Raw genomic sequence first — 20,638 nt, 5'->3', positions numbered from 1 at the left:
ATGAACCGCCCACAGACCGCCCCTGCCACGCCCATTCGCTACAGCATTGCAGGTGACGAACACCTCTTTGCGGAAGTATCGGAGTCGATGTCACTGGAAGCCTTCTTCCGCGCCATGGCCATCACGCGCGCAGTGGAACAGCTGGCATTGCCCGGCGTACTCGATGTCTGCCTGGCCAATGCCTCCTTCCAGATCCGCTTCGATCCCGACCTGATCCATCCGCTGGCCCTGCTGGAACAGGTCAAGGCGCTGGAAAGCAGCACCACGGCCGAGCGCCGCATCGACACGCGCATCATCGAAGTCCCCGTGCTGTATGACGATCCCTGGACCAATGAAACACAGGCGCGCTTCCGCGACCGTCACCAGGATCCCGCCTCCACCGACCTGCAATACGCAGCGCGCATCAATGGCTACGACGAAGTGCAAGCCTTCATCGCAGCCCACAGTGGCACGCCATGGTTCGTCTCCATGGTGGGTTTCGTGGCCGGCCTTCCCTTCATGTACCAGATGGTTGAACAGGACCGGCAACTGCAAGTCCCCAAGTACCTGCGTCCGCGCACCGACACCCCGAAGCTGACACTGGGACACGGCGGCTGCTTCGGTTGCATCTACTCGGTACGCGGTGCGGGCGGTTACCAGATGTTCGGCGTCACGCCTGCGCCAATCTACGATCCGCAACAGGGCCTGCCCTACCTGCAGGAATCGATGGTGTTCTTCCGCGCTGGCGACATCGTGCAATTCAAGGCCATCGATCGCAGCGCGTATGACGCCGCCATCGCGGCCGTCGATGCCGGTCGTTTCGACCTGCGCATCCGCCCGGCGCGTTTTGATCTCGATGCCTTCCAGGCCGATCCCCAGGCCTGCATCCATGCTCTCAAGGAGGCCCTCCATGACGATTAAGGTGAAACAGCCCGGCCTGGCGACCTCGGTGCAGGATGGTGGCCGGGAAGGCTACTACCATCTGGGCATCCCGCCCTCTGGGGCGCTGGACCAGTACGCCCTGCGCAGCGCCAACCTGCTGGTCGGCAACCACGCCACCACCTCCGCGCTGGAGTGCAGCCTGCTCGGACCGCAACTGGAATTCCGGTCTGACGCCCTGGTCGCCGTGACCGGAGCACGCATGCAGCCGCGTGTGGATGGCAGCGAACGCCCGCTCGATACCGCCTTCATGGTGCGCAGCGGCCAGGTCCTGAGCTTCGATTATCCGAAAGCGGGCGCACGCAGCTATCTCGCCATCGCCGGCGGCATCGATGTGCCGGTGGTGCTGGAAAGCCGTTCCACCTATGCGCTGGGTGCGCTGGGCGGGTGGCAGGGACGCAAGCTGGCCAAGGAGGATGAACTGCCGCTTGGCCGGGCCTCGCCGAAGGCGGTCGAGGGGCGTGCCCTGCCGCTGTCACTGGTGCCGGTCTTCGATCGCGAAGCCACGCTGCGCGTGGTGCCGGGGCTGTATATACATCGTCTCACCGAGGAGGCCGTGGAGCGCTTCTTTGCCGATACCTGGACCGTCGGCTCGGAAGCGGACCGTATCGGCTACCGCTTCAAGGGCGGCCAGGCGATGCAGTTCAAGCCACGCGAACAGCCCTTCGGCGCCGGCTCGGATCCCTCCAACATCGTCGATGCCTGCTATCCCATCGGTTCGATCCAGATCCCCGGGGGCCTGGAACCCATCGTCCTGTTGCGGGATGCAGTCTCCGGCGGCGGCTACGCCACCATCGGCACGGTCATCAGCGCCGACCTCGACCTGATCGGGCAATTGCAGCCCAACCACAAGGCGCAGTTCGTGCGGGTGACGCTGGAGCAGGCCCTGGAGGCCCGCCGCCAGTACCAGCAGCGCTTCCAGCGCCTGAGCAGCCTGCTGGGCAGCTGACACTTCGGCGCAGGTCACACCGCGTTTGACGCTTGTCCCCAGGCCAGTCCGCACAGGCGGCTGCCCTGGGGCCGGGCCCGGCTTTGCCTTCCCATTCGTACTCGCAGTCGCAGCAACTTGCAGCAACTTGTTGGAACGTCCTTCTTGCCTCTCATCCGCCTCATTGAATCATTGCTTCAACGTCTCTGGAGAAACTGACATGGCCGGCCTATCACACACGCAGAACAAGGAAACCGATCTCTCCACCCACAGCGTTCCCGCCAGCGCGCGCATGGGCAAACTGTCGCTGACGATGGCCTGGTGGGCCGTCTGCAGCGCGATCTTCTACATCGTCGTGGGCGCATCGCTGGCGCTGACCTACGGCGCGCGCAATGCCCTGATCGGCATGGTGCTCTCGGTCATCAGCTACGGACTCATCAATGCCTGCATCAGCCGCTACGCCATGCGCACCGGCCTGTCGGTGGCCCTGTTCTCGCGCATCCTGTTCGGCCGGCTCGGGGCCTCGCTGGCCACGCTGATCTTCTTTTCCACCGCGATCTATTACGCCGTCTTCGAGGGCTCGGTGATTGCGGTGGCCCTGCATCATCTTTATCCCTCACTGCTCTATCCGGTCGCGGCGCTGATCGTGGTGCTCTACAGCGTGCCGCTGGTGTTTGGCAGCGTGCAGAACTGGCTGGACAAGTTCAACGGCGTGCTGCTGCCGTTCTATCTGCTGGGCCTGCTGATGGCGCTGGTGCTGGCGGTGAGCCAGTATGGCTACCAGCCGCAGTGGCTGGACTTCGGCCCGGCAGTGCCGCCGGCAGATGGCTGGTGGAGCTGCTTCACGTATTACATGGGCGTGTGGGTATTGATGATGTTCACCTTCGACTACGCCCGCTTCGGCAAGCCGGAAGATGCGACGTATCACGGCCGCTTCAATTTCGGGATGCCCTTCTACCTGGTCACCATCCTGCTCAATGGCGCCGCCGGCATCTACCTGGCCAGCAGCATTCCGCAGGATGGCCCGCTGTCCGAGGTGTCGGTGGTGATGGCCATCCTCAAGCTGATGGGCTTCTGGGGACTGCTCTTCGTCTGGGTCACGCAGACGCGCATCAATACCGCCAACTACTATCTGGCAACGGTCAACATGCAGGCCTTCTTCGGCAACCTGCTGGGCCTGCACGCCTCGCGCCTGGTGTGGTCGGTGGTGGTCGGGGGCAGTGGTCTATGCGCTGATGCTGGCGGACGTGTTTTCCTATCTGCTCAAGGCACTGGCCTATCAGGGCGTGTTCGTGGTGGCCTGGGTGGGCGTGGCGCTGGCGCATATTCTCACCGTACCGGATCACGCTGGCACCGGTGAAGGGTCGGCCGGCATCAATCGTGTCGGACTGGGTGCATGGTTCTGCGGCGTGGTGCCGGGCTTCGTGCTGATGGAGATGACGGGCTTCTGGCCATCGCTGTCGGCACCGCTGACCTTCGTGGCGTCAATGGGGGTGTATGCCTTGTGGCAGCAGCGGGGACGCACAGGCAAGACCTGGCAGACGGCGAAGTGATTGCGTTCCGGCGCAACACGAGGGCGGCCATGGCTGCCCTTTTTTGATGTCCGAATGACCTGTGCTCTCGGGCTGCCGGGCAACTGGTCCGCTAGGAAACCGCGCTGCGCTGAATCAGCTCCACCGGCTCCCGCGCCACCCCCAGATAACTCTCCACAATCTTCTTGTCCGCCGCCAGCACCCCCGCCGGCCCTTCACAAACGATCTCCCCCATCTCCAGCACATACCCGTAATCAGCCACCTGCAAGGCCGCCCGCGCATTCTGCTCCACCAGCAAGGTGGCCACGCCGGTGCTGCGCAACTGGCTGATGATGGAAAGAATTTCCTTGGTGATCAACGGTGCCAGCCCCAAACTGGGTTCATCCAGCATCAGCACCTGCGGCTTGGCCATCAAGGCGCGCCCCACGGCCAGCATCTGGCGCTCGCCACCGGACAGCGTCCCGGCCGCCTGCTTGCGCCGCTCCTTCAGGCGCGGGAACAAGGCATAGACAAACTCCTGCTGATCCAGATAACCGGATTCGCCATTGCGCCGCCGCTTGTACGCACCCAGCAGCAGATTGTCCTCCACGCTCATGGACGTAAACAATTCACGTTTTTCCGGCACCAGCGACAGCCCGCGCGCCACGCGCTCCTCCACCTCCATCTGGCTCACATCCTCGCCCTGGAAGGCGATCCGTCCACTGGCCGCCGCACCCGCCGGCATCGCGCCCATCATGGCGTTGAGCAAGGTCGATTTGCCCGCCCCATTGGGCCCGATCACGGTCACGATCTGCCCGGCCCGCAGCGACAGCGCCGCCTCGGTCAAGGCCGCCACCTTGCCATAGCGCGCCGAGAGCCCGCTGACTTCCAGCATCAGCGGCGCACTCGCCGCCCGCACTTCAGTTTCCACACTGGCAGGGTTCATCATGGTCGCGGCGGTCATCATTGGGCTCCTCCCAGATAGGCTTCCAGCACCGCCGGGTGGACCTGGATCTGGGCCGGCGTGCCCTCGGCAATCTTGGTGCCGAATTCCATGACCACGATGTGGTCCGTCAATTGCATCACGAAGTCCATGTCGTGCTCCACCAGCAGCACCGCCATCCCCTCGCCGCGCAGCTTGTCCAGCAATGCCGCCAGCGCCTGCTTCTCTTTCAGGCGCAGACCGGCCGCCGGTTCATCCAGCAACAACAGCGCCGGATCACAGCACAGCGCCCGTGCAATCTCCAGAATGCGCTGCTGGCCCAGCGCCAGGCTGCCCGCAGGCCGGTCAATCAGATCGCCCAGGCCGACACGCTCCAGCTGCCGCCGCGCCTCACTGAGGATGCGCGCCTCCTCCTTGCGATTGGCCCGCGCCAGGCTGGCCAGGATGCCGCGCTGGGGCGCGAACTGGCCGCGCCGGAATGCGCCCATGGCCGCGTTCTCCAGCACGCTCATGCCCGGCACCAGCCGCACATGCTGGAAAGTGCGCGCAATGCCACGGCTGGAAATCTCGCGCGAGGACAAGCCCGCCAGCGACTGCCCGCGGTAATTGAGCTTGCCACTTGTGATGGAGAGCACACCGGTCACCAGATTGAAGGTCGTCGACTTGCCCGCGCCATTGGGTCCGATCAGTCCCACGATCTCTCCGGCCTTCACCGAGAAACTCACATCATTGACCGCCACCAGTCCACCGAACTGCTTGCGCGCCGCCTCCACTTCGAGGATCACTTCGCCCCGCGCTGGCTTGGGAATCTGCGTCAATGGCGCAGCATCCGCCGGCAGCTGACGCGGCAGGCGACGCCCGAATCGCGCCTGCAGACGCGGCCACAAGCCCTCGTTGGCGAACTGCAAAAAGATCACCAGCGCGATGCCAAAGACGATGGCCTCGAAATTGCCGCCGGTGCCCAGCACCCCCGGCAACCACTCCTGCAGGAAATTGCTCAGCACCGCCAGCAGGCCCGCACCGAGGATCGCTCCCCACACATGGCCGGCACCACCGACCACCACCATCAGCAGGTAGTCGATGCCGTATTTCAAACCGAAGGGCGTGGGATTGACCGCCTGCTGCAGGTGCGCGTAGAGCCATCCGGAAATGCCGGCCAGCACGGCCGCGTAGACGAAGATGACGATCTTCAGCCGCGCCGTATCGACCCCCATGGCTTCCGGCATGACGGTGCCGAACTTGAGCGCACGCACCGCGCGCCCCGCCCGCGAATCGAGGAAATTGACCACCGATACCAGCGCCAGGATCACCACGGCCCAGATCAGCAAATACATCGAGGCCCCGTTGCCGAAGGTGAACTGGCCGATGGCAATCGGCGGGATGCCATTGATGCCGTCATGCTTGCCCAGCATCTCCAGGTTGCCGAACAGGTAGTACAGCGACAGGCCCCAGGCAATCGTGGACAGCGGCAGGTAATGGCCGGAGATGCGCATGGTGAGCGTGCCGATCAGGAAGGCCGACAAGCCCGTCAGCCCGATCCCGGCCAGCAATCCTACCCAAGGGGAGAGTCCGAACTGCGTCGTGAGATAGGCGGTGGTGTAGGCACCGATGCCGACAAACGCCGCCTGCCCGAACGAGATCAATCCCGCCACGCCGGTCAGCAGCACCAGCCCCAGCGCGACGATGGCATACAGGCCCACATAGGACAGCAGCGTGACCCAGAACGGCGCCAGGCCCAATTGCGGCAGTACCAGCACGATGGCGAAAAACAGCACCGGCAAGGCGGCGCGATGCGATGTGAATGCAGTCATGGCGGCGTCCTCAGGCTTCTTCGTCGATGTGGTGGCTGGTCAGCGAACGCCACAGCAGGATGGGGATGATGACCGTGAAGACGATCAGCTCCTTGAAGGCACTGGCCCAGAAGGAAGAAAAACTCTCGATCAGCCCCACCGACACCGAGCCCAATGCCGCAATCGGATAACTCGCCAGTCCGCCGAAGATGGCCCCCACAAAGCCTTTCAGGGCGATGATGAAGCCGGACTCATAGTTGACGATGGTAAAGGGCGCAATCAGGATCCCGCACAGCGCACCGATCCCAGCCGACATCGCGAAGGACAGCTTGCCCGCCTGGTTGATGCCCACCCCCACCAGCCGCGCACCGAGACGATTGACGGCAGTGGCACGCAGGGCCTTGCCGGTCAGGGTGCGCTCGAAGAAGACGTAGATCACGGCGATCAGGGCCGCCACCGTCGCCAGCACGATCACGCTCTGGCCCGAGACCGGGCTCTCGCCCAGGTTGAATTGCATCTCGGTGAAGGGCTTGGTGTTGGTCCCCTCGGGGCCGAACATCAGCAGTCCCAATCCGACCATGGCCAGATGCACACCGAGTGAGACGATCAGCAACACCAGCACGCTCGAATGCGCCAGCGGCTGGTAAGCCACGCGATAGATCATCGGCCCCATCGGCACCACGATCAGCAGCGTCAGCAGGATCTGCCAGGGCATGGCCAGCGCTTGCAGGTCCACGTAGCGCGTCAGTGCGTAGAGCACCAGCGGCAGGCCGATGTGCATCGCCAGCAGCGACGGCAGGCGGCGCAGAAAACGCGCGCGCGTTGCGGCCAGGCGCAGCGCGTTGCCGCCTTCAACGGCCAGCGTCACACCGCCCAGCGCCACCAGCAGCAAGGCGGTGCCGGGGGCCTGCCCGTTCTGGATGGCCGCCAGAGTCAATGCGCCGAAGGCGACGAACTCGCCCTGCGGCAGGAAAATCACCCGTGTCACTGAAAACACCAGGACCAGCGCCAGCGACAGCAGCGCATAGATCGCGCCGGTCGTGATGCCGTCCTGGATCAGCACGGTCAGAATGCTGGTATCCACTTGTCTCCTCCTGTTGATGCCGGCCGCCGCAGATCGGGCTGCGACTGGCCGGGATAGGCCCGGTTCTTGTCAGAGATGAACCTTTGGGGCTGCTTTCTTGTGTCTGGCGCGGAATACCGGATGGAGCATGAAGCTTTCTGCAAAAAACCGGATGGCTCAAGCCTGCGGCTTCTTCGCCACCAGGGTCAGGATGTCGTAGGACGCCACCAGCTCGCCGTCCTGGTTGCTCACCTCCACATCCCAGGCCACCACACCTTGCCCCTGGCCGTTGGCATCCTTCTTGTTGCGGTCGATCTTGCGCTTGCAGGTCAGGCGCGCCGAGATGGTGTCGCCGATGCCCACCGGCTTGACGAAGCGCAGCGTATCGAGTCCGTAGTTGGCCAGCACCGGACCCGGCGCCGGCGAGACGAACAGGCCGGCCGCTGCCGACAGCACGAAGTAGCCATGCGCGATGCGCTTGCCGAACGGCGACTGGCGTGCCGAGATGTCGTCGAAGTGCATGTAGAAATGGTCGCCCGAGAGGCAACCGAAATTGACGATGTCGGCTTCGGTGACGGTACGGCGGTGCGTAGCCAGCGAGTCGCCAATCTGCAGATCCTCGAAATAGTGGCGGAAGGGATGGATATCCGATTCGCGCACCTTCGCGCCCCGCACGTGTTCGCCCACGACTGCGGCCAGCATGGTCGGTGAACCCTGCACCGCCGTGCGTTGCAGGTAATGCTTCACGGCGCGCGAGCCGCCCAGTTCCTCACCGCCACCGGCGCGGCCAGGACCACCGTGCTTGAGCTGCGGCAGGGGCGAGCCGTGGCCGGTGGATTCCGGAGCTGCTTCGCGATCGAGCACCAGCAGGCGGCCATGCCAGGCAGCCGCTACAGGAATGGCGCGCGCGGCCACCGATGGACTGCGCGTGACCAGGCTGGCCACCAGGCTGCCGCGTCCGCGTGCGGCCAGCGCCAGGGCTTCATCGAGATCGTCATAGGGCATGAGCGTGCTGACCGGACCGAAGGCTTCCACTTCATGCACCGGGCTGCCGGCGGAGGTATCGCGCGCCAGCAGCAGGGTCGGCGCGAAGAACGCGCCCTCGCCCACGCCTTCTCCTTGCGGCTGGAAGCTGCTGCCAGCGCCCAGGATCAGCTCGGCACTTTGTTTCAGCAAGGCCACGCGCTCTTCCACATCGCGCTGTTGTGCGCGTGAGGCCAGCGGTCCCATGCGCACCGACTCCAGCGCAGGGTCACCGATCACGGTCTTCGACAGGCGCGCGACGAGTTTTTCCGAAATTGCATCTAAGTGTTGGCGCGGCACGATCGCGCGGCGAATGGCGGTACATTTCTGGCCGGCCTTGGTGGTCATCTCGCGCGCCACTTCCTTGACGAAGAGATCGAATTCTTCATCGTCGGCATTGACGTCAGGGCCAAGAATCGCGCAGTTCAGCGAATCGGCTTCGGCATTGAAGGGAATGGAATTCGCAATCAGGTTGGGATGCGCACGCAACTTGGCCGCCGTATCGGCCGAGCCGGTAAAGGTCACCACGTCCTGCGCCTGCAGGCGCTCGAGCAGGTCGCCGGTGCTGCCGATGACCAGTTGCAGGCTGCCCTCGGGCAGCAGGCCCGACTGCTGGATCAGGCGCACCGCCGCTTCAGCCAGGTAGCTGGTGGCGGTGGCGGGCTTGACGATGCAGGGCATCCCGGCCAGGAAGGTCGGGGCGAATTTTTCCAGCATGCCCCAGACCGGGAAATTGAACGCATTGATGTGCACCGCTACGCCTCCACGCGGCACCAGGATGTGCGTCCCGGCGAAGCGGCCCTGCTTGCCCAGCGAGATGGCCGGGCCTTCGTGGACCAGGTTGGACGAGGGGAATTCATTGGTGCCGATGCTGGCATAGGTGAACAGCGTGCCGCTGCCGCCTTCGATGTCGATCCAGCTGTCGGTGCGGGTCGCGCCCGTGTGGGCGGAGACGGCGTAGAGCGTTTCCTTGTGCTCGACCAGGTACTTGGCCAGCGCCTTGAGGATCGCTGCACGTTGCTGGAAGTCCAGCTGCATCAGCGCCGGCAGGCCCTTCTTGCGGGCGTGCTCCAGCGCTTCGCCGAAGTCGATGGATTCCTGGTGGGTGCTGGCGACGGTGTGGCCATTGACTGCGCTGTGCAGTGCCTGGGCCGGGCTTTCACCGAACCAGCGGCCGGCGATGAAACTCTGGAGCAGAGGGGGACGGGCGGACATCGAAAACTCCTGTAGGCAGGGTGAACGCTGCGCTGCGGGCAATGCAGCCACGCAGCGCCGGACAAAGGTGGATCAGGGCTGGTACTGCCAGGCGCCATCAACGATCTTGACCATCACCGAAGCACGCTGGTCCAGGCCCAGGTGATCGGTGGCCGACATGTTGTAGACGCCATGCACGCCGGTGACTTCCTTGGTGGCTTCCAGCGCATCGCGCAGGGCGGCGCGGAATTCCGGCGTACCCGGCTTGCCGCGCTTCAATGCCACCGGAATGGCCGACTGCAGCAGCACGCCGGCATCCCAGGCATAGCCGCCGAAGAGCGAGACGCTGTCCTTGCCATGCGCGGCTTCATACTTGGCGGTGTAGTCCAGCGCCACCTTGCGGATGGGGTTGGCCGCAGGAAGCTGCGCCGCTACCAGCACGGGGCCGGCCGGCAGCAGGGTGCCGTCGAGCATCTTGCCGCCCACGCGCAGGAAGTCGGCATTGGCCACGCCGTGGGTCTGGTAGATCTGGCCCTTGAAGCCGCGCTCCTTCAAGGCACGCTGCGGCACGACGGCCGGGGTGCCGGAGGCGGCGATGAGGATGGCATCCGGCTTGGCCGCCACCAGCTTCAGGGCTTGCGCGGTGGCCGAGGTATCGTTGGGGGCGAAGCGTTCATTGGCCACCAGTTCCAGTTTCTTGAGGCCGGCGGCCTTCTTGAATTCTTCGTACCAGCCTTCGCCATCGGCGTTGGAATAACCGATGAAGGCGATGCGCTGGTAGCCGCGCGCCACCATGTCCTTGGCGATGGCAAGCGACATCATGATGTCGTTCTGCGGGGTCTTGAAGACCCACTTCTTCTTGGCGTCCATGGGCTCGACGATGCGCGCGGCCGCGGCCAGCGAGATCATCGGCGTCTGCGCTTCGGCGGCCACTTCGATCATCGAGATCGAGTTGGGGCTCACCGACGAACCGACGATCACATCCACATTGTTTTCGGAGACGAAGCGGCGTGCGTTCTTGACCGCCTGCGTGGTGTCGGAGGCGTCATCGAGGACGATGTAGTTGATCTTCTGCCCGCCGATGGTGGCAGGCAGAAGTGCGATGGTGTTTTTTTCGGGGATGCCCAGCGAAGCGGCCGGGCCGGTGGTGGATACGGTGACGCCGACGTTGATGTCGGCGTGTGCGACGAGCGCGCAGCCGGCCAAAGCCAGCGCCAGCAAAGGGCGAGCAAACTGCATGGAGGTCTCCTTGATGATTTTGTCATTGTGGTGCTGCATGCCTGCAATGACGCTACCGATCAAGGGCTCACGTCATCGTTTCTTCTTCCCGGTGCCTTCCAGGCTGACGGCACCGATTCCGCCAAACAACAAATCGGACACGACCACGGCCATGCGTTCATGGGTCAGTTCGCCATCGGGCTTCAACCACATGAACATCCAGTTGATCATGCCGAACAACAGCATGGCCAGCGGCTTGGCCATGCGGCTGCGATCCAGTTCCGGCCGCACCGCGCACATGGCCTCGGCCACCGCCTTGACCACCTTGCGCTCGCCGGTGAGGATGCGCTTCTGGTCTCCCGGTTCCAGGAAACGCACGTCCTCGGTCAGGACGCGATGCTCGTTCTGCGCATCGCGATATTCCTCCACGAAGCGCTGGATCAGCAGGCGCAAGCGCGGCTCGGGGTCCAGCTCCTGCTGCGCGACTTCATCGACCAGCGCACAGAGGCGATCGATGTGGTCTTCGCAGATGTGCATCAGCAACTGGTGCTTGTCGGCAAAGTAGTGATACAGCGACGCCTTGGACAGGCCACACGCCAGCGCCACCTCATTCATCGATGTGCCCACGAAACCATTGCGCGCGAACAGGGCTGCCGCCTGTTCGATGATGGTCTCGCGCTGGTTGTCGTATCCCGCTGCTCGCTTGCGTGGCATAAATGCTTCCTCGTCGATATTTCCGCAAAGTCATGATTGTGCCGTAAATCAAAACTCTTACGAAACATCTATCGGAGACATCCTGTTCTGCCAGCCTCCCTGCCCTGCCCAGGGCCTGTTCCCATTCAATCTGCGAGATGCGTTGCCCCCAGAAGGCGTGGTGGCAAGGCGCGCGTCAGGGCTGGTGGTGGTGCCACCAGCCCTGACGTGCAACGCGGCCAGCACGCCTTCTGGGGGCAACCCTCCGGGAGAGGCCGCCAAGCGTCGCCTGCCGTTGTTGCAGCTCCTTGCCGTGGCACCACCACGGCGCGTCGCTGCGCCTAGGCAGTCAACGCTTGGCGACCTCTCGCACTCGCAGATTGAATGGGAACAGGCCCCTGACTTCCCTGCGTCCTCAACACGGTCAGAAAAAAATCTTCAAAACATTATTGACCAACCGGTCGGTCGAAATTATTATTCCTCAAAAAACAGCGGCAGGCAAATGCTTTTTTCCATGCGTTTCAACCGGGAAAGACAAGCAAAGTTCAGCACGCTGCAACCACAAGCTGCTGGCGCCTGCAGTGAAAGCGCCGGCCAAGGAGACGCTGTGCCCTGTTACTCGATCGAAGGCGTGATCCCGGTGGTCGACCCGGCCGCCTATGTCCATCCCACGGCAGTGCTGATTGGCGACGTCATCGTCGGTCCCGATTGCTACGTCGGCCCGGCCGCCTGCCTGCGCGGCGACTTCGGCCGCATCGTGCTGGAACGCGGTGCCAACGTACAGGACACCTGCGTGGTGCACGGCTTCCCCGGCCATGCGACGGTGGTGGGCGAGAACGGCCACATCGGCCACGGTGCGGTGCTGCACAGCTGCACCGTCGAACGCGATGCGCTGGTGGGCATGAATGCGGTGGTGATGGATGAGGCAGTGGTGGGCGCACAGTCCATCGTGGCGGCCTGCGCCTTCGTGCGCGCCGGCATGCAGATTCCCGCGCGCACCCTGGTGGCCGGTTTGCCGGCCAAGGTGGTACGCGACCTGACGGAAGAAGAGATGGCCTGGAAACGGGCCGGTACCGAGACGTATCACGACCTCGCCAAGCGCAGCCTGAAGAGCCTGCGGGAGGTCAGCCCCCTGGCGCAGATCGAAGAGAACCGGCCGAGCCTGGCTGCGCCCTTCGTCGAACCGCTGATCGCGGCCAGACGGGCTTAGCAGACGGCAGCACATTTTTTTCAGTTTCAAGATTCACGCTTACACCTCACGCAGACGCTGGGCTGGTCCCTGCGGCAAGGACCGTGTTCGTCCTGCCTCCGCGTGATCCACCTTCATGGAGAAGCAGCATGTATGCACAACTCGTAGAAACCGGACTGGCCAAGGTGCGCAGCGCCGATGACATGTCCCCCGAAGAACAGGCCTTCCAGGCGCGCATCGATGCGGGCGTCAAGATCGAGCCCAAGGACTGGATGCCCGAGGCCTATCGCAAGACGCTGGTGCGCCAGATCTCGCAGCACGCCCACTCGGAAATCGTCGGCCAGCTGCCCGAGGCCAACTGGGTCACGCGCGCCCCGACCCTGGAGCGCAAGGCCATCCTGCTGGCCAAGATCCAGGACGAAGCCGGGCACGGCCTCTACCTCTACAGCGCGGCAGAAACCCTGGGCGTGTCGCGCGATGCGCTGCTGGGCGACCTGCATTCCGGCAAGGCCAAGTACTCCAGCATCTTCAACTATCCGACCCTGAGCTGGGCCGACATGGGGGCCATTGGCTGGCTGGTGGATGGCTCGGCCATCATCAACCAGATCCCGCTGTGCCGCTGCTCCTATGGTCCCTATTCGCGCGCCATGGTGCGCGTATGCAAGGAGGAATCCTTCCACGCCCGCCAGGGCTACGACATCATGCTGGCGCTGTGCCGTGGCACGTCCGAGCAGAAGCAGATGGCGCAGGATGCGCTGAACCGCTGGTGGTGGCCGGCGCTGATGATGTTCGGTCCCTCCGATGCGGAATCGGTCAACAGCGCGCAATCGATGCAGTGGCGCATCAAGCTCTTCTCCAATGACGAACTGCGCCAGCGCATGGTCGACCAGACCATCCCGCAGATCGAATACCTGGGCCTGACCGTGCCCGACCCCGATCTCAAGTGGAACGAAGAACGTGGCCGCTACGACTTCGGTGAAATCAACTGGGACGAATTCCACAACGTCCTGCGCGGCAATGGCCCCTGCAACCGCGAACGCCTGGCCACCCGCAAGAAAGCCTATGACGACGGTGCGTGGTTCCGCGATGCGCTGGTGGCGCACGCCGACAAGCGTGCCGCACGCAAGGCGGCGTGAGTCGCCCATCGTCTGTTTCTGAATCGCTTCATCTCACAACCTGCCAGTGGCCGCCCGACATCACCGGGCGGCCCGCCAACAAGGAAACGCATCATGAGCAAGGAATGGCCTCTCTGGGAAGTCTTCATCCGCAGCCAGCACGGTCTGGCCCATAAACACGTCGGCAGCCTGCATGCCCCCGATGGCGAGATGGCCATCAACAACGCGCGCGACGTCTACACCCGCCGCAATGAAGGCGTGGGCATCTGGGTGGTGCGCGCCGCCGACATCGTCTCCTCCAGCCCCGGCGACAAGGCCCCGCTGTTCGAACCGGCCAACAGCAAGGTGTATCGCCACCCGACATTCTTCCCCATGCCGGCCGAACTGAAGAACCTGTAAGAGGCGCGCACCATGACCCACAAAACCGATTACGTGCGACGCCTGGGCGACAACGTCCTGGTGCTCTCGCAACGCCTCTCCGAATGGTGTGGCAAGGGCCCGGCCCTGGAAGAAGACATGGCCTTGATCAACGTCTCGCTGGACCTGATCGGCCAGGCGCGCCTGTGGCTGGCCTACGCCGCTGAACTGGAAGGTGCAGGACGCAACGAAGACCAGTTGGCCTTCCTGCGCGATGCCCATCAGTTCCACAACCTGCTGCTGGTGGAGCTGCCCAATGGCAGCTATGCCGATACGCTGGCGCGCCAGTTCCTCTTCGACGTGTGGCATTACTTCCTGCTTGAGGGACTCTGTGAAAGCAGCGATGCGCGCATCGCCGAGATCGCGCAGAAGTGCTTCAAGGAAGTCACCTATCACGTACGCCGCAGCACCGACCTGATGATCCGCCTGGGTGATGGCAGCGAAGAAAGCCATCGCCGCATGCAGGACGCCATCGATGCGCTTTGGATGTACACCGGCGAACTGTTCACCACCGACGCGCTGGACCAGGCCATGCAGGCCGATGGCATCGCACCGGATCTCGCAGAACTGCAGCAGAAGTGGCAGCAGCATGTCACCGAGGTGATGCGCGAAGCCACGCTGCAGCTGCCTGCGGCCGGACTGTGGATGCAGAGCGGCGGCAAGCAGGGACGGCATACCGAACACCTGGGCTACCTGCTGGCGGAGATGCAGTTCCTGCAGCGCACCTATCCGGGAGCGAGCTGGTGAACGAGCTGGCCTCCCGCGCGCAGACGCTGCAGGCGAGCATCTGGGAATGGCTGGAGGCCATTCCCGATCCGGAGATTCCGGTCATCTCGGTGGTGGACCTGGGCATCGTGCGCGCCGTCGAGGTTTCCGATGACGATGCCGAGGCAGCACGCTGCACCGTGGTCATCACCCCGACCTACTCCGGCTGCCCGGCCATGGGCGTGATCGCGCAGGACATCAGCACGGCACTCAAGCAGCACGGACTGGCCGAGGTGGCCATCCGCACGCAGCTGGCACCGGCCTGGAACACCGACTGGATGAGCGAGAAAGGCCGCCGCAACCTGCAGCAATACGGCATCGCGCCCCCGGCGCAGCAGGTGGTCGACATCCGTGGCATCAGTATCCGGCGACAGGCAACACCGCAGGTGCAATGTCCGCATTGCGGTTCGATGCAGACGGTCTGCGTGAGCCAGTTCGGCTCCACCTCCTGCAAGGCGCTGTACCAGTGCAAGGACTGCCGCGAGCCGTTCGATTACTTCAAGGCGCATTGAGCCGCGCTCAATGTCCCAGAACAAAGGCACAAGATCATGAGCAAATTCTATCCACTGACCATCTCGGGCGTGAAACAGGAAACGCGCGACACCATCGTGGTCTCCTTCGCCGTCCCGCCCGAATTGCAGGACACGTTTTCCTACCAGCAAGGCCAGCACCTGACACTGCGCTCGCACATCGAGGGCGAGGAATTGCGCCGCTCCTATTCGATCTGCGCGGCTACCCAGGAAAAGCAGTTGCGCGTGGCCATCAAGCGCGTGCCGGGCGGGCTGTTCTCGAACTGGGCCAATGAATCCTTTGTTCCGGGACAAAGCATCGAAGTGATGCCGCCCATGGGCCACTTCAACGTCCCGCTGGATGCGGCCAACCGCAAGCACTACCTGGCCTTTGCGGCGGGCAGCGGCATCACGCCGATGATCTCCATCATCAAGACCACCCTGCTGGCCGAGCCGCACAGCCGCTTCACGCTGGTCTATGCCAATCGTGCTTCCTCCTCGGTGATCTTCAAGGAAGAGATCACCGACCTCAAGGATGCCTACCTCGAACGGCTCAACGTGATCTGGGTGATGAGCCGCGAACAGCAGGACGTGGAATTGTTCAACGGCCGCATCGACCGCAGCAAGTGCGATGCCTTCTTCGCCTCCTGGATCGATCTCAAGGACGTCGATGCCGCCTTCCTGTGCGGCCCGGAAGAAATGGTGCAGGCCGTCTCCGATTCGCTGCAGGCGCATGGCCTGCCCAAGGCGCAGATCAAGACCGAACTGTTCGCCGCCAGCGCGCCGACGCGTGCGCATGCTTCGCGCCCCGTCGTCGGCAAGAAGGAATGCGAAGTCACGGTCATCGTCGACGGCTATCACAACGTCTTCACCATGGACAAGGAAAAGGAATCCGTGCTCGACGCCGGCCTGAAGCACGGCATCGACCTGCGCTACTCCTGCAAGGGCGGCGTGTGCGCCACCTGCCGCTGCAAGGTGGTCGAGGGCAAGGTCGACATGGATGCCAACTACGCGCTCGAAGACTACGAGATCGCGCGCGGCTTCGTCCTGAGCTGCCAATCCTTCCCGGTCAGCGACAAGCTGCTGCTGGACTTCGACCAGGACAACTGAGCCAGCCACGCCCGCACGATGCGGCCCTCCCTTTGATCAGCCCCTGAACTTTCCTGAGCCCATGAGCGACTCCACCATCCTCTTCGAGAACCATGACGGCATCGCCGTCATCACCCTGAACCGCCCTGACAAGCTCAACAGCTTCACCGTGGCCATGCACCTGGAATTGCGCGAGGCCATCGCCACGCTGCAGGCCGACACCAGCGTGCGGGTGCTGCTGCTCACCGGTGCCGGTCGCGGTTTCTGTGCCGGCCAGGACCTGGGCGACCGCGCCGTCAAACCCGGCGACGGCGCCGTCGACCTGGGCGAATCCATCGACAAGTACTACGGTCCGCTGGTGAAGTCGCTGCGGGCGCTGCCCTTCCCGGTGATCTGCGCCGTCAATGGCGTGGCCGCCGGTGCGGGCGCCAACCTGCCGCTGGCCTGCGACATCGTGCTGGCCGCGCGTTCGGCCAGCTTCGTGGAAGTGTTCTGCAAGCTGGGATTGATCCCCGATACCGGCGGCACCTATTTCCTGCCGCGCCTGGTGGGCACGGCGCGCGCCATGGGCATGGCACTGCTGGGCGAGAAGATCAGCGCCGAGCAGGCCGAACGCTGGGGCCTGATCTGGAAGTGCGTGGACGACGACAAGCTCATGGAAGAAGCCTATGCCATGGCCACCCACTTCGCCCGCGCCCCGACCAAGGGCCTGGCCGCGACCAAGGCCACGCTGTATGCCAGCCCGGCCAATACGCTGCCCGAACAGCTGGACCTGGAACGCGACACCATGCGCACCCTCGGCCACAGCCGCGACTACCGCGAAGGCGTGAGCGCCTTCCTGGAAAAGCGCGCGCCGCAATTCACGGGACAATGACATGAGCGCAGCAGAGTCTCCGCACGCCCTGCCCGCCACGGCCCGCGTCGCTGTCATCGGCAGCGGCACCATGGGCGCCGGCATTGCGCAGGTGGCGGCAGTCGCCGGCCATCCGGTGCAGCTCTACGACAGCCGCGACGGTGCCGCGGCCAAGGCCATCGCCGACATCCGCGCCAGCCTCGACAAGCTGGCCAACAAGGGCAAGATCACGCACGAACAGGCGCAAGGCGCGAGCGACCGGCTGTCGGTAGCGCACGCGCTGCAGGAAATGCGCGATGCGCGCCTGGTGGTGGAAGCCATCGTCGAACAGCTGGCGGCCAAGCAGGAACTGTTCGGCAAGCTGGAAGCCATCGTCGATGCGCAGTGCATCCTGGCCAGCAATACCTCCTCGATCTCGATCACCCAGATCGCAGCCACGCTGCGCCATCCCGAACGTCTGGCCGGCATGCATTTCTTCAACCCGGTGCCGATGATGGCGCTGGTGGAAATCATCCGCGGCGTATGCAGCGATGCCACCGTGGTGCAGTGCCTGCATGACACCGCGCTGGCCTGGGGCAAGGTGCCGGTGGTGGCCGCCTCGACACCGGGCTTCATCGTCAACCGGCTGGCGCGTCCCTATTACGCCGAAGCCTTGCGCGTGCTCAATGAGCGCGGTGCGCAACCGGCGACCATCGACGCCATCCTGCGCGAGTCCGGCGGTTTCCGCATGGGGGCGTTCGAACTGATGGACCTGATCGGGCATGACGTCAATTTCGCCGTCACGCAATCGGTGTTCCAGGCGTATTTCAATGATCCGCGTTTCACGCCGTCGCTGATCCAGCAGGAGCTGGTGCACGCCGGCTTCCTCGGGCGCAAGAGCGGACGCGGTTTCTATCGCTATGGCGAGGCACCGGAAACGCCACAGCCAGTCACCGTCCCGGCATTCGGCACGCCCACGGTACCGCTGCAATTGTTCGGTACGCATCCGCTGGTGGAAGTGATCCGCGCGCGCTATCAGGGCCGCGTGGAGTACTGCGAGGCGCGCGCCGACCAGCTGCTGATGAAGGCCGGCCCCGGCCGCCTCTACATGACCGGCGGCCGCACCGCGACCCAGCAATCCTATGACTACAACATGCCCGACGTGGTGCTGGTGGACCTGGCACTGGACTATGCCACGGCCCCGCGCCTGGCCCTGACCCGCGCCGACCAGTGCCGCGACCGGGCCTGGGAGGCGGTGGCGGGCGTGCTGCAACACTGCGGCTTTGCCCTCTCGCCGCTGCAGGACGTGCCGGGCATGGTGGTCATGCGCACCGTCTGCATGCTCATCAACGAAGCGGCGGACGCCGTCAGCCAGGGCGTGTGCAGCAAGCAGGACGCCGACCTGGCCATGCAGAAGGGCGTCAACTATCCGCGCGGCCCGCTGGCCTGGGCCGATGCCATCGGCGTCGACACCGTCGCCAATGTACTGCGCCAGCTCAGTGCCACCTATGGCGAAGACCGCTACCGCGTCTCGCCCCTGCTCCAACGACTGCAAGCATCCGGGAGGAAATTCCATGAGTGAAACCGCATTGTCATTCCCATCTGCCGAGATGGATCCGCAAGCCCTGGCCGAGGCCACGGTACAGGCCATGTTCCCGCGCGACAACGCTTCCCAGGCGCTGGGCATGAGGATCCTGGAAGTCGCGCCCGGCCGCGCGCGCATGAGCATGCTGGTGCGCAGCGACATGCTCAATGGCCACGCCACCTGCCACGGCGGTTTCATCTTCGCGCTGGCCGACAGCAGCTTTGCATTTGCCTGCAACAGCCGTAATCTCAACACCGTGGCATCGGGGTGCAGCATCGAATACGTGGCACCGGCCCTGCGCAATGACGTCCTGACTGCCGAGGCACAGGAACGTACGCTGGCCGGCCGCACCGGGGTCTACGACATCACCGTGAGCAACCAGGACGGCAAGATCATCGCGCTGTTCCGGGGCAAGTCCTATCGCATCAAGGGCGAGGTGATCAGCGGACTGCCAGCGGCGCAGCAAGGCCACGCATAAAAGAACACCAATACCAACAGAGACAGGAGACCACCATGACCACCCGCATTCCACAACCCGGCGATCTGGAACCCATCGAAACCGCCAGCCGCGACGAACTGCAGGCGCTGCAGCTGCAACGCCTGAAATGGTCCTTGCAGCACGCCTATGACAACGTGGCGCACTACCGCAATGCCTTCGACCAGGCCGGCGTGCATCCGGACGATCTCAAGAGCCTGTCGGATCTGTCCAAATTTCCCTTCACCACCAAGCAGGACCTGCGCGACCACTATCCCTTCGGCATGTTTGCCGTACCGCGCGAACAGGTGGTGCGGGTGCACGCTTCCAGCGGCACCACCGGCAAGCCGACCGTGGTGGGCTATACGCAGAACGACATCGATACCTGGGCTACCGTGGTGGCGCGCTCCATTCGCGCCGCCGGCGGCCGGCGTGGCGACATCGTGCAGATTTCCTATGGCTACGGGCTCTTCACCGGCGGCCTGGGCGCGCACTATGGTGCCGAAAAACTGGGCTGCACCGTGATCCCCATGTCGGGCGGCCAGACCGAGAAGCAGGTGCAGCTCATTCGTGATTTCAAACCCAGCATCATCATGGTCACGCCCTCCTACATGCTCAACGTGATCGAAGAATTCCAGCGCCAGGGACTGGATGCGGCGGCCAGCTCGCTGAAGGTCGGCATCTTCGGCGCCGAGCCCTGGACCGATGCCATGCGCCGCGAGATCCAGCAGCGCGCCGGCATCGATGCAGTGGACATCTACGGCCTCTCCGAAGTGATGGGGCCGGGCGTGGCCAGCGAATGCATCGAGAGCAAGGATGGTCCGGTGATCTGGGAAGACCACTTCTATCCCGAGATCATCGACCCGGATACCGGCGAAGTGCTGCCCGATGGCTCTGAAGGCGAACTGGTCTTTACCTCGCTGACCAAGGAAGCGCTGCCGATGATCCGCTACCGCACGCGCGACCTCACGCGCCTGTTGCCGCCGACCTCGCGCGCGATGCGCCGCATCGGCAAGATCACCGGACGCTCGGACGACATGCTCATCATCCGTGGCGTGAACGTGTTCCCGACCCAGATCGAGGAACTGATCCTGAAGCTGCCGCAACTGGCCCCGCAGTACCAGCTGCAGATCGAACGCCACGGCCACATGGACAGCATGTGCGTCTTCGCCGAGCTGCGCGAGGATGCCTCCAACGAACACGTGGAGGCGCTGGAGAAGGAACTGCAGCACAGCATCAAGACCTATGTCGGCATTTCGACCAAGGTGACGGTGGTGCCGGCCGGCATGATCGAGCGCACCTCGGTGGGCAAGGCCAAACGCGTGATCGACCATCGCAAGAAGGCCGAAGCCGCCGCCACGTCGGCCGTTCCGGCCTGATG

18 protein-coding genes and 1 pseudogene are annotated in these 20,638 nt (G+C 64.1%); 13 read left to right on the top strand and 6 right to left on the bottom strand.

Going from position 1 to position 20,638, the window contains the following annotated elements; translation table 11 throughout:
• From J2X56_RS25120 to J2X56_RS25110, 3 genes and pseudogenes are all read left to right on the top strand, one after another.
• The gene (locus J2X56_RS25120; RefSeq protein ID WP_204727029.1) at window positions 1-900 is read left to right on the top strand and encodes an allophanate hydrolase subunit 1; all 900 of its coding nucleotides are present in this window, start codon (window positions 1-3) and stop codon (window positions 898-900) included.
• Entirely contained in the window at window positions 890-1,867 is a 978-nt protein-coding gene (locus J2X56_RS25115) for a biotin-dependent carboxyltransferase family protein (RefSeq protein WP_034330710.1), read from the top strand. Before J2X56_RS25120 ends, J2X56_RS25115 begins: the two co-directional genes overlap by 11 nt.
• A gap of 199 nt (window positions 1,868-2,066) precedes the next feature.
• A pseudogene (locus tag J2X56_RS25110) lies at window positions 2,067-3,399 on the top strand (purine-cytosine permease family protein).
• A 91-nt stretch (window positions 3,400-3,490) separates the two neighbouring features.
• Here J2X56_RS25110 and J2X56_RS25105 read toward each other — a convergent pair.
• The 6 genes from J2X56_RS25105 to J2X56_RS25080 form a co-directional block, all read right to left on the bottom strand.
• Entirely contained in the window at window positions 3,491-4,321 is an 831-nt protein-coding gene (locus tag J2X56_RS25105) for an ABC transporter ATP-binding protein (RefSeq protein ID WP_409025229.1), read from the bottom strand.
• Entirely contained in the window at window positions 4,321-6,111 is a 1,791-nt protein-coding gene (locus tag J2X56_RS25100; RefSeq protein WP_310163683.1) for a branched-chain amino acid ABC transporter ATP-binding protein/permease, read from the bottom strand. Before J2X56_RS25100 ends, J2X56_RS25105 begins: the two co-directional genes overlap by 1 nt.
• A gap of 10 nt (window positions 6,112-6,121) precedes the next feature.
• The gene (locus tag J2X56_RS25095) at window positions 6,122-7,174 is read right to left on the bottom strand and encodes a branched-chain amino acid ABC transporter permease (RefSeq protein WP_310163681.1); all 1,053 of its coding nucleotides are present in this window, start codon (window positions 7,172-7,174) and stop codon (window positions 6,122-6,124) included.
• Between the two features lie 156 nt (window positions 7,175-7,330).
• A complete protein-coding gene (gene paaZ, locus J2X56_RS25090; protein ID WP_310163678.1) occupies window positions 7,331-9,391 on the bottom strand; it encodes a phenylacetic acid degradation bifunctional protein PaaZ in 2,061 nt (686 codons plus the stop codon).
• A 72-nt stretch (window positions 9,392-9,463) separates the two neighbouring features.
• The gene (locus tag J2X56_RS25085; RefSeq protein ID WP_310163674.1) at window positions 9,464-10,609 is read right to left on the bottom strand and encodes an ABC transporter substrate-binding protein; all 1,146 of its coding nucleotides are present in this window, start codon (window positions 10,607-10,609) and stop codon (window positions 9,464-9,466) included.
• Between the two features lie 72 nt (window positions 10,610-10,681).
• On the bottom strand, window positions 10,682-11,302 hold the full coding sequence (locus J2X56_RS25080) for a TetR/AcrR family transcriptional regulator (protein ID WP_039786324.1): 621 nt from the start codon (window positions 11,300-11,302) through the stop codon (window positions 10,682-10,684).
• 586 nt (window positions 11,303-11,888) lie between these two features.
• On the opposite strand from J2X56_RS25080, the gene J2X56_RS25075 reads away from it, so the two are divergent.
• From J2X56_RS25075 to paaK, 10 genes are all read left to right on the top strand, one after another.
• The gene (locus tag J2X56_RS25075; protein WP_121040448.1) at window positions 11,889-12,491 is read left to right on the top strand and encodes a phenylacetic acid degradation protein PaaY; all 603 of its coding nucleotides are present in this window, start codon (window positions 11,889-11,891) and stop codon (window positions 12,489-12,491) included.
• A 128-nt stretch (window positions 12,492-12,619) separates the two neighbouring features.
• Window positions 12,620-13,606 carry a 1,2-phenylacetyl-CoA epoxidase subunit PaaA gene (gene paaA / locus J2X56_RS25070; protein ID WP_121040450.1) on the top strand — a complete coding sequence of 329 codons (987 nt, stop codon included), beginning with the start codon at window positions 12,620-12,622 and terminating at the stop codon, window positions 13,604-13,606.
• Window positions 13,607-13,699: 93 nt separating this feature from the next.
• On the top strand, window positions 13,700-13,984 hold the full coding sequence (paaB, locus tag J2X56_RS25065) for a 1,2-phenylacetyl-CoA epoxidase subunit PaaB (RefSeq protein ID WP_008332574.1): 285 nt from the start codon (window positions 13,700-13,702) through the stop codon (window positions 13,982-13,984).
• 12 nt (window positions 13,985-13,996) lie between these two features.
• A complete protein-coding gene (paaC, locus tag J2X56_RS25060; protein ID WP_121040452.1) occupies window positions 13,997-14,749 on the top strand; it encodes a 1,2-phenylacetyl-CoA epoxidase subunit PaaC in 753 nt (250 codons plus the stop codon).
• A complete protein-coding gene (gene paaD, locus J2X56_RS25055; protein WP_134136917.1) occupies window positions 14,746-15,279 on the top strand; it encodes a 1,2-phenylacetyl-CoA epoxidase subunit PaaD in 534 nt (177 codons plus the stop codon). Before paaC ends, paaD begins: the two co-directional genes overlap by 4 nt.
• A 36-nt stretch (window positions 15,280-15,315) precedes the next feature.
• The gene (paaE, locus tag J2X56_RS25050) at window positions 15,316-16,386 is read left to right on the top strand and encodes a 1,2-phenylacetyl-CoA epoxidase subunit PaaE (protein ID WP_259433349.1); all 1,071 of its coding nucleotides are present in this window, start codon (window positions 15,316-15,318) and stop codon (window positions 16,384-16,386) included.
• A 61-nt stretch (window positions 16,387-16,447) separates the two neighbouring features.
• Window positions 16,448-17,239 carry a 2-(1,2-epoxy-1,2-dihydrophenyl)acetyl-CoA isomerase PaaG gene (gene paaG, locus J2X56_RS25045; RefSeq protein WP_134136921.1) on the top strand — a complete coding sequence of 264 codons (792 nt, stop codon included), beginning with the start codon at window positions 16,448-16,450 and terminating at the stop codon, window positions 17,237-17,239.
• Window position 17,240: 1 nt separating this feature from the next.
• On the top strand, window positions 17,241-18,779 hold the full coding sequence (locus tag J2X56_RS25040; protein WP_134136923.1) for a 3-hydroxyacyl-CoA dehydrogenase: 1,539 nt from the start codon (window positions 17,241-17,243) through the stop codon (window positions 18,777-18,779).
• Window positions 18,772-19,260: a hydroxyphenylacetyl-CoA thioesterase PaaI gene (gene paaI, locus J2X56_RS25035; RefSeq protein WP_121040462.1), complete on the top strand. Its 489-nt coding sequence runs from the start codon at window positions 18,772-18,774 to the stop codon at window positions 19,258-19,260. The genes J2X56_RS25040 and paaI overlap by 8 nt, the downstream gene beginning before the upstream one ends.
• 35 nt (window positions 19,261-19,295) lie before the next feature.
• Window positions 19,296-20,636, top strand: coding sequence for a phenylacetate--CoA ligase PaaK (gene paaK, locus J2X56_RS25030; protein ID WP_310163660.1), 1,341 nt, complete (start codon window positions 19,296-19,298; stop codon window positions 20,634-20,636).
• Window positions 20,637-20,638 lie beyond the last annotated feature (2 nt).

Source organism: Herbaspirillum sp. 1173 (assembly GCF_031455335.1).
In the GTDB taxonomy this organism is placed as follows: domain Bacteria; phylum Pseudomonadota; class Gammaproteobacteria; order Burkholderiales; family Burkholderiaceae_D; genus Herbaspirillum; species Herbaspirillum huttiense.
The sequence above is the reverse complement of the archived record's forward strand: the minus strand, read 5'-3'. Positions and strand labels throughout refer to the sequence as shown.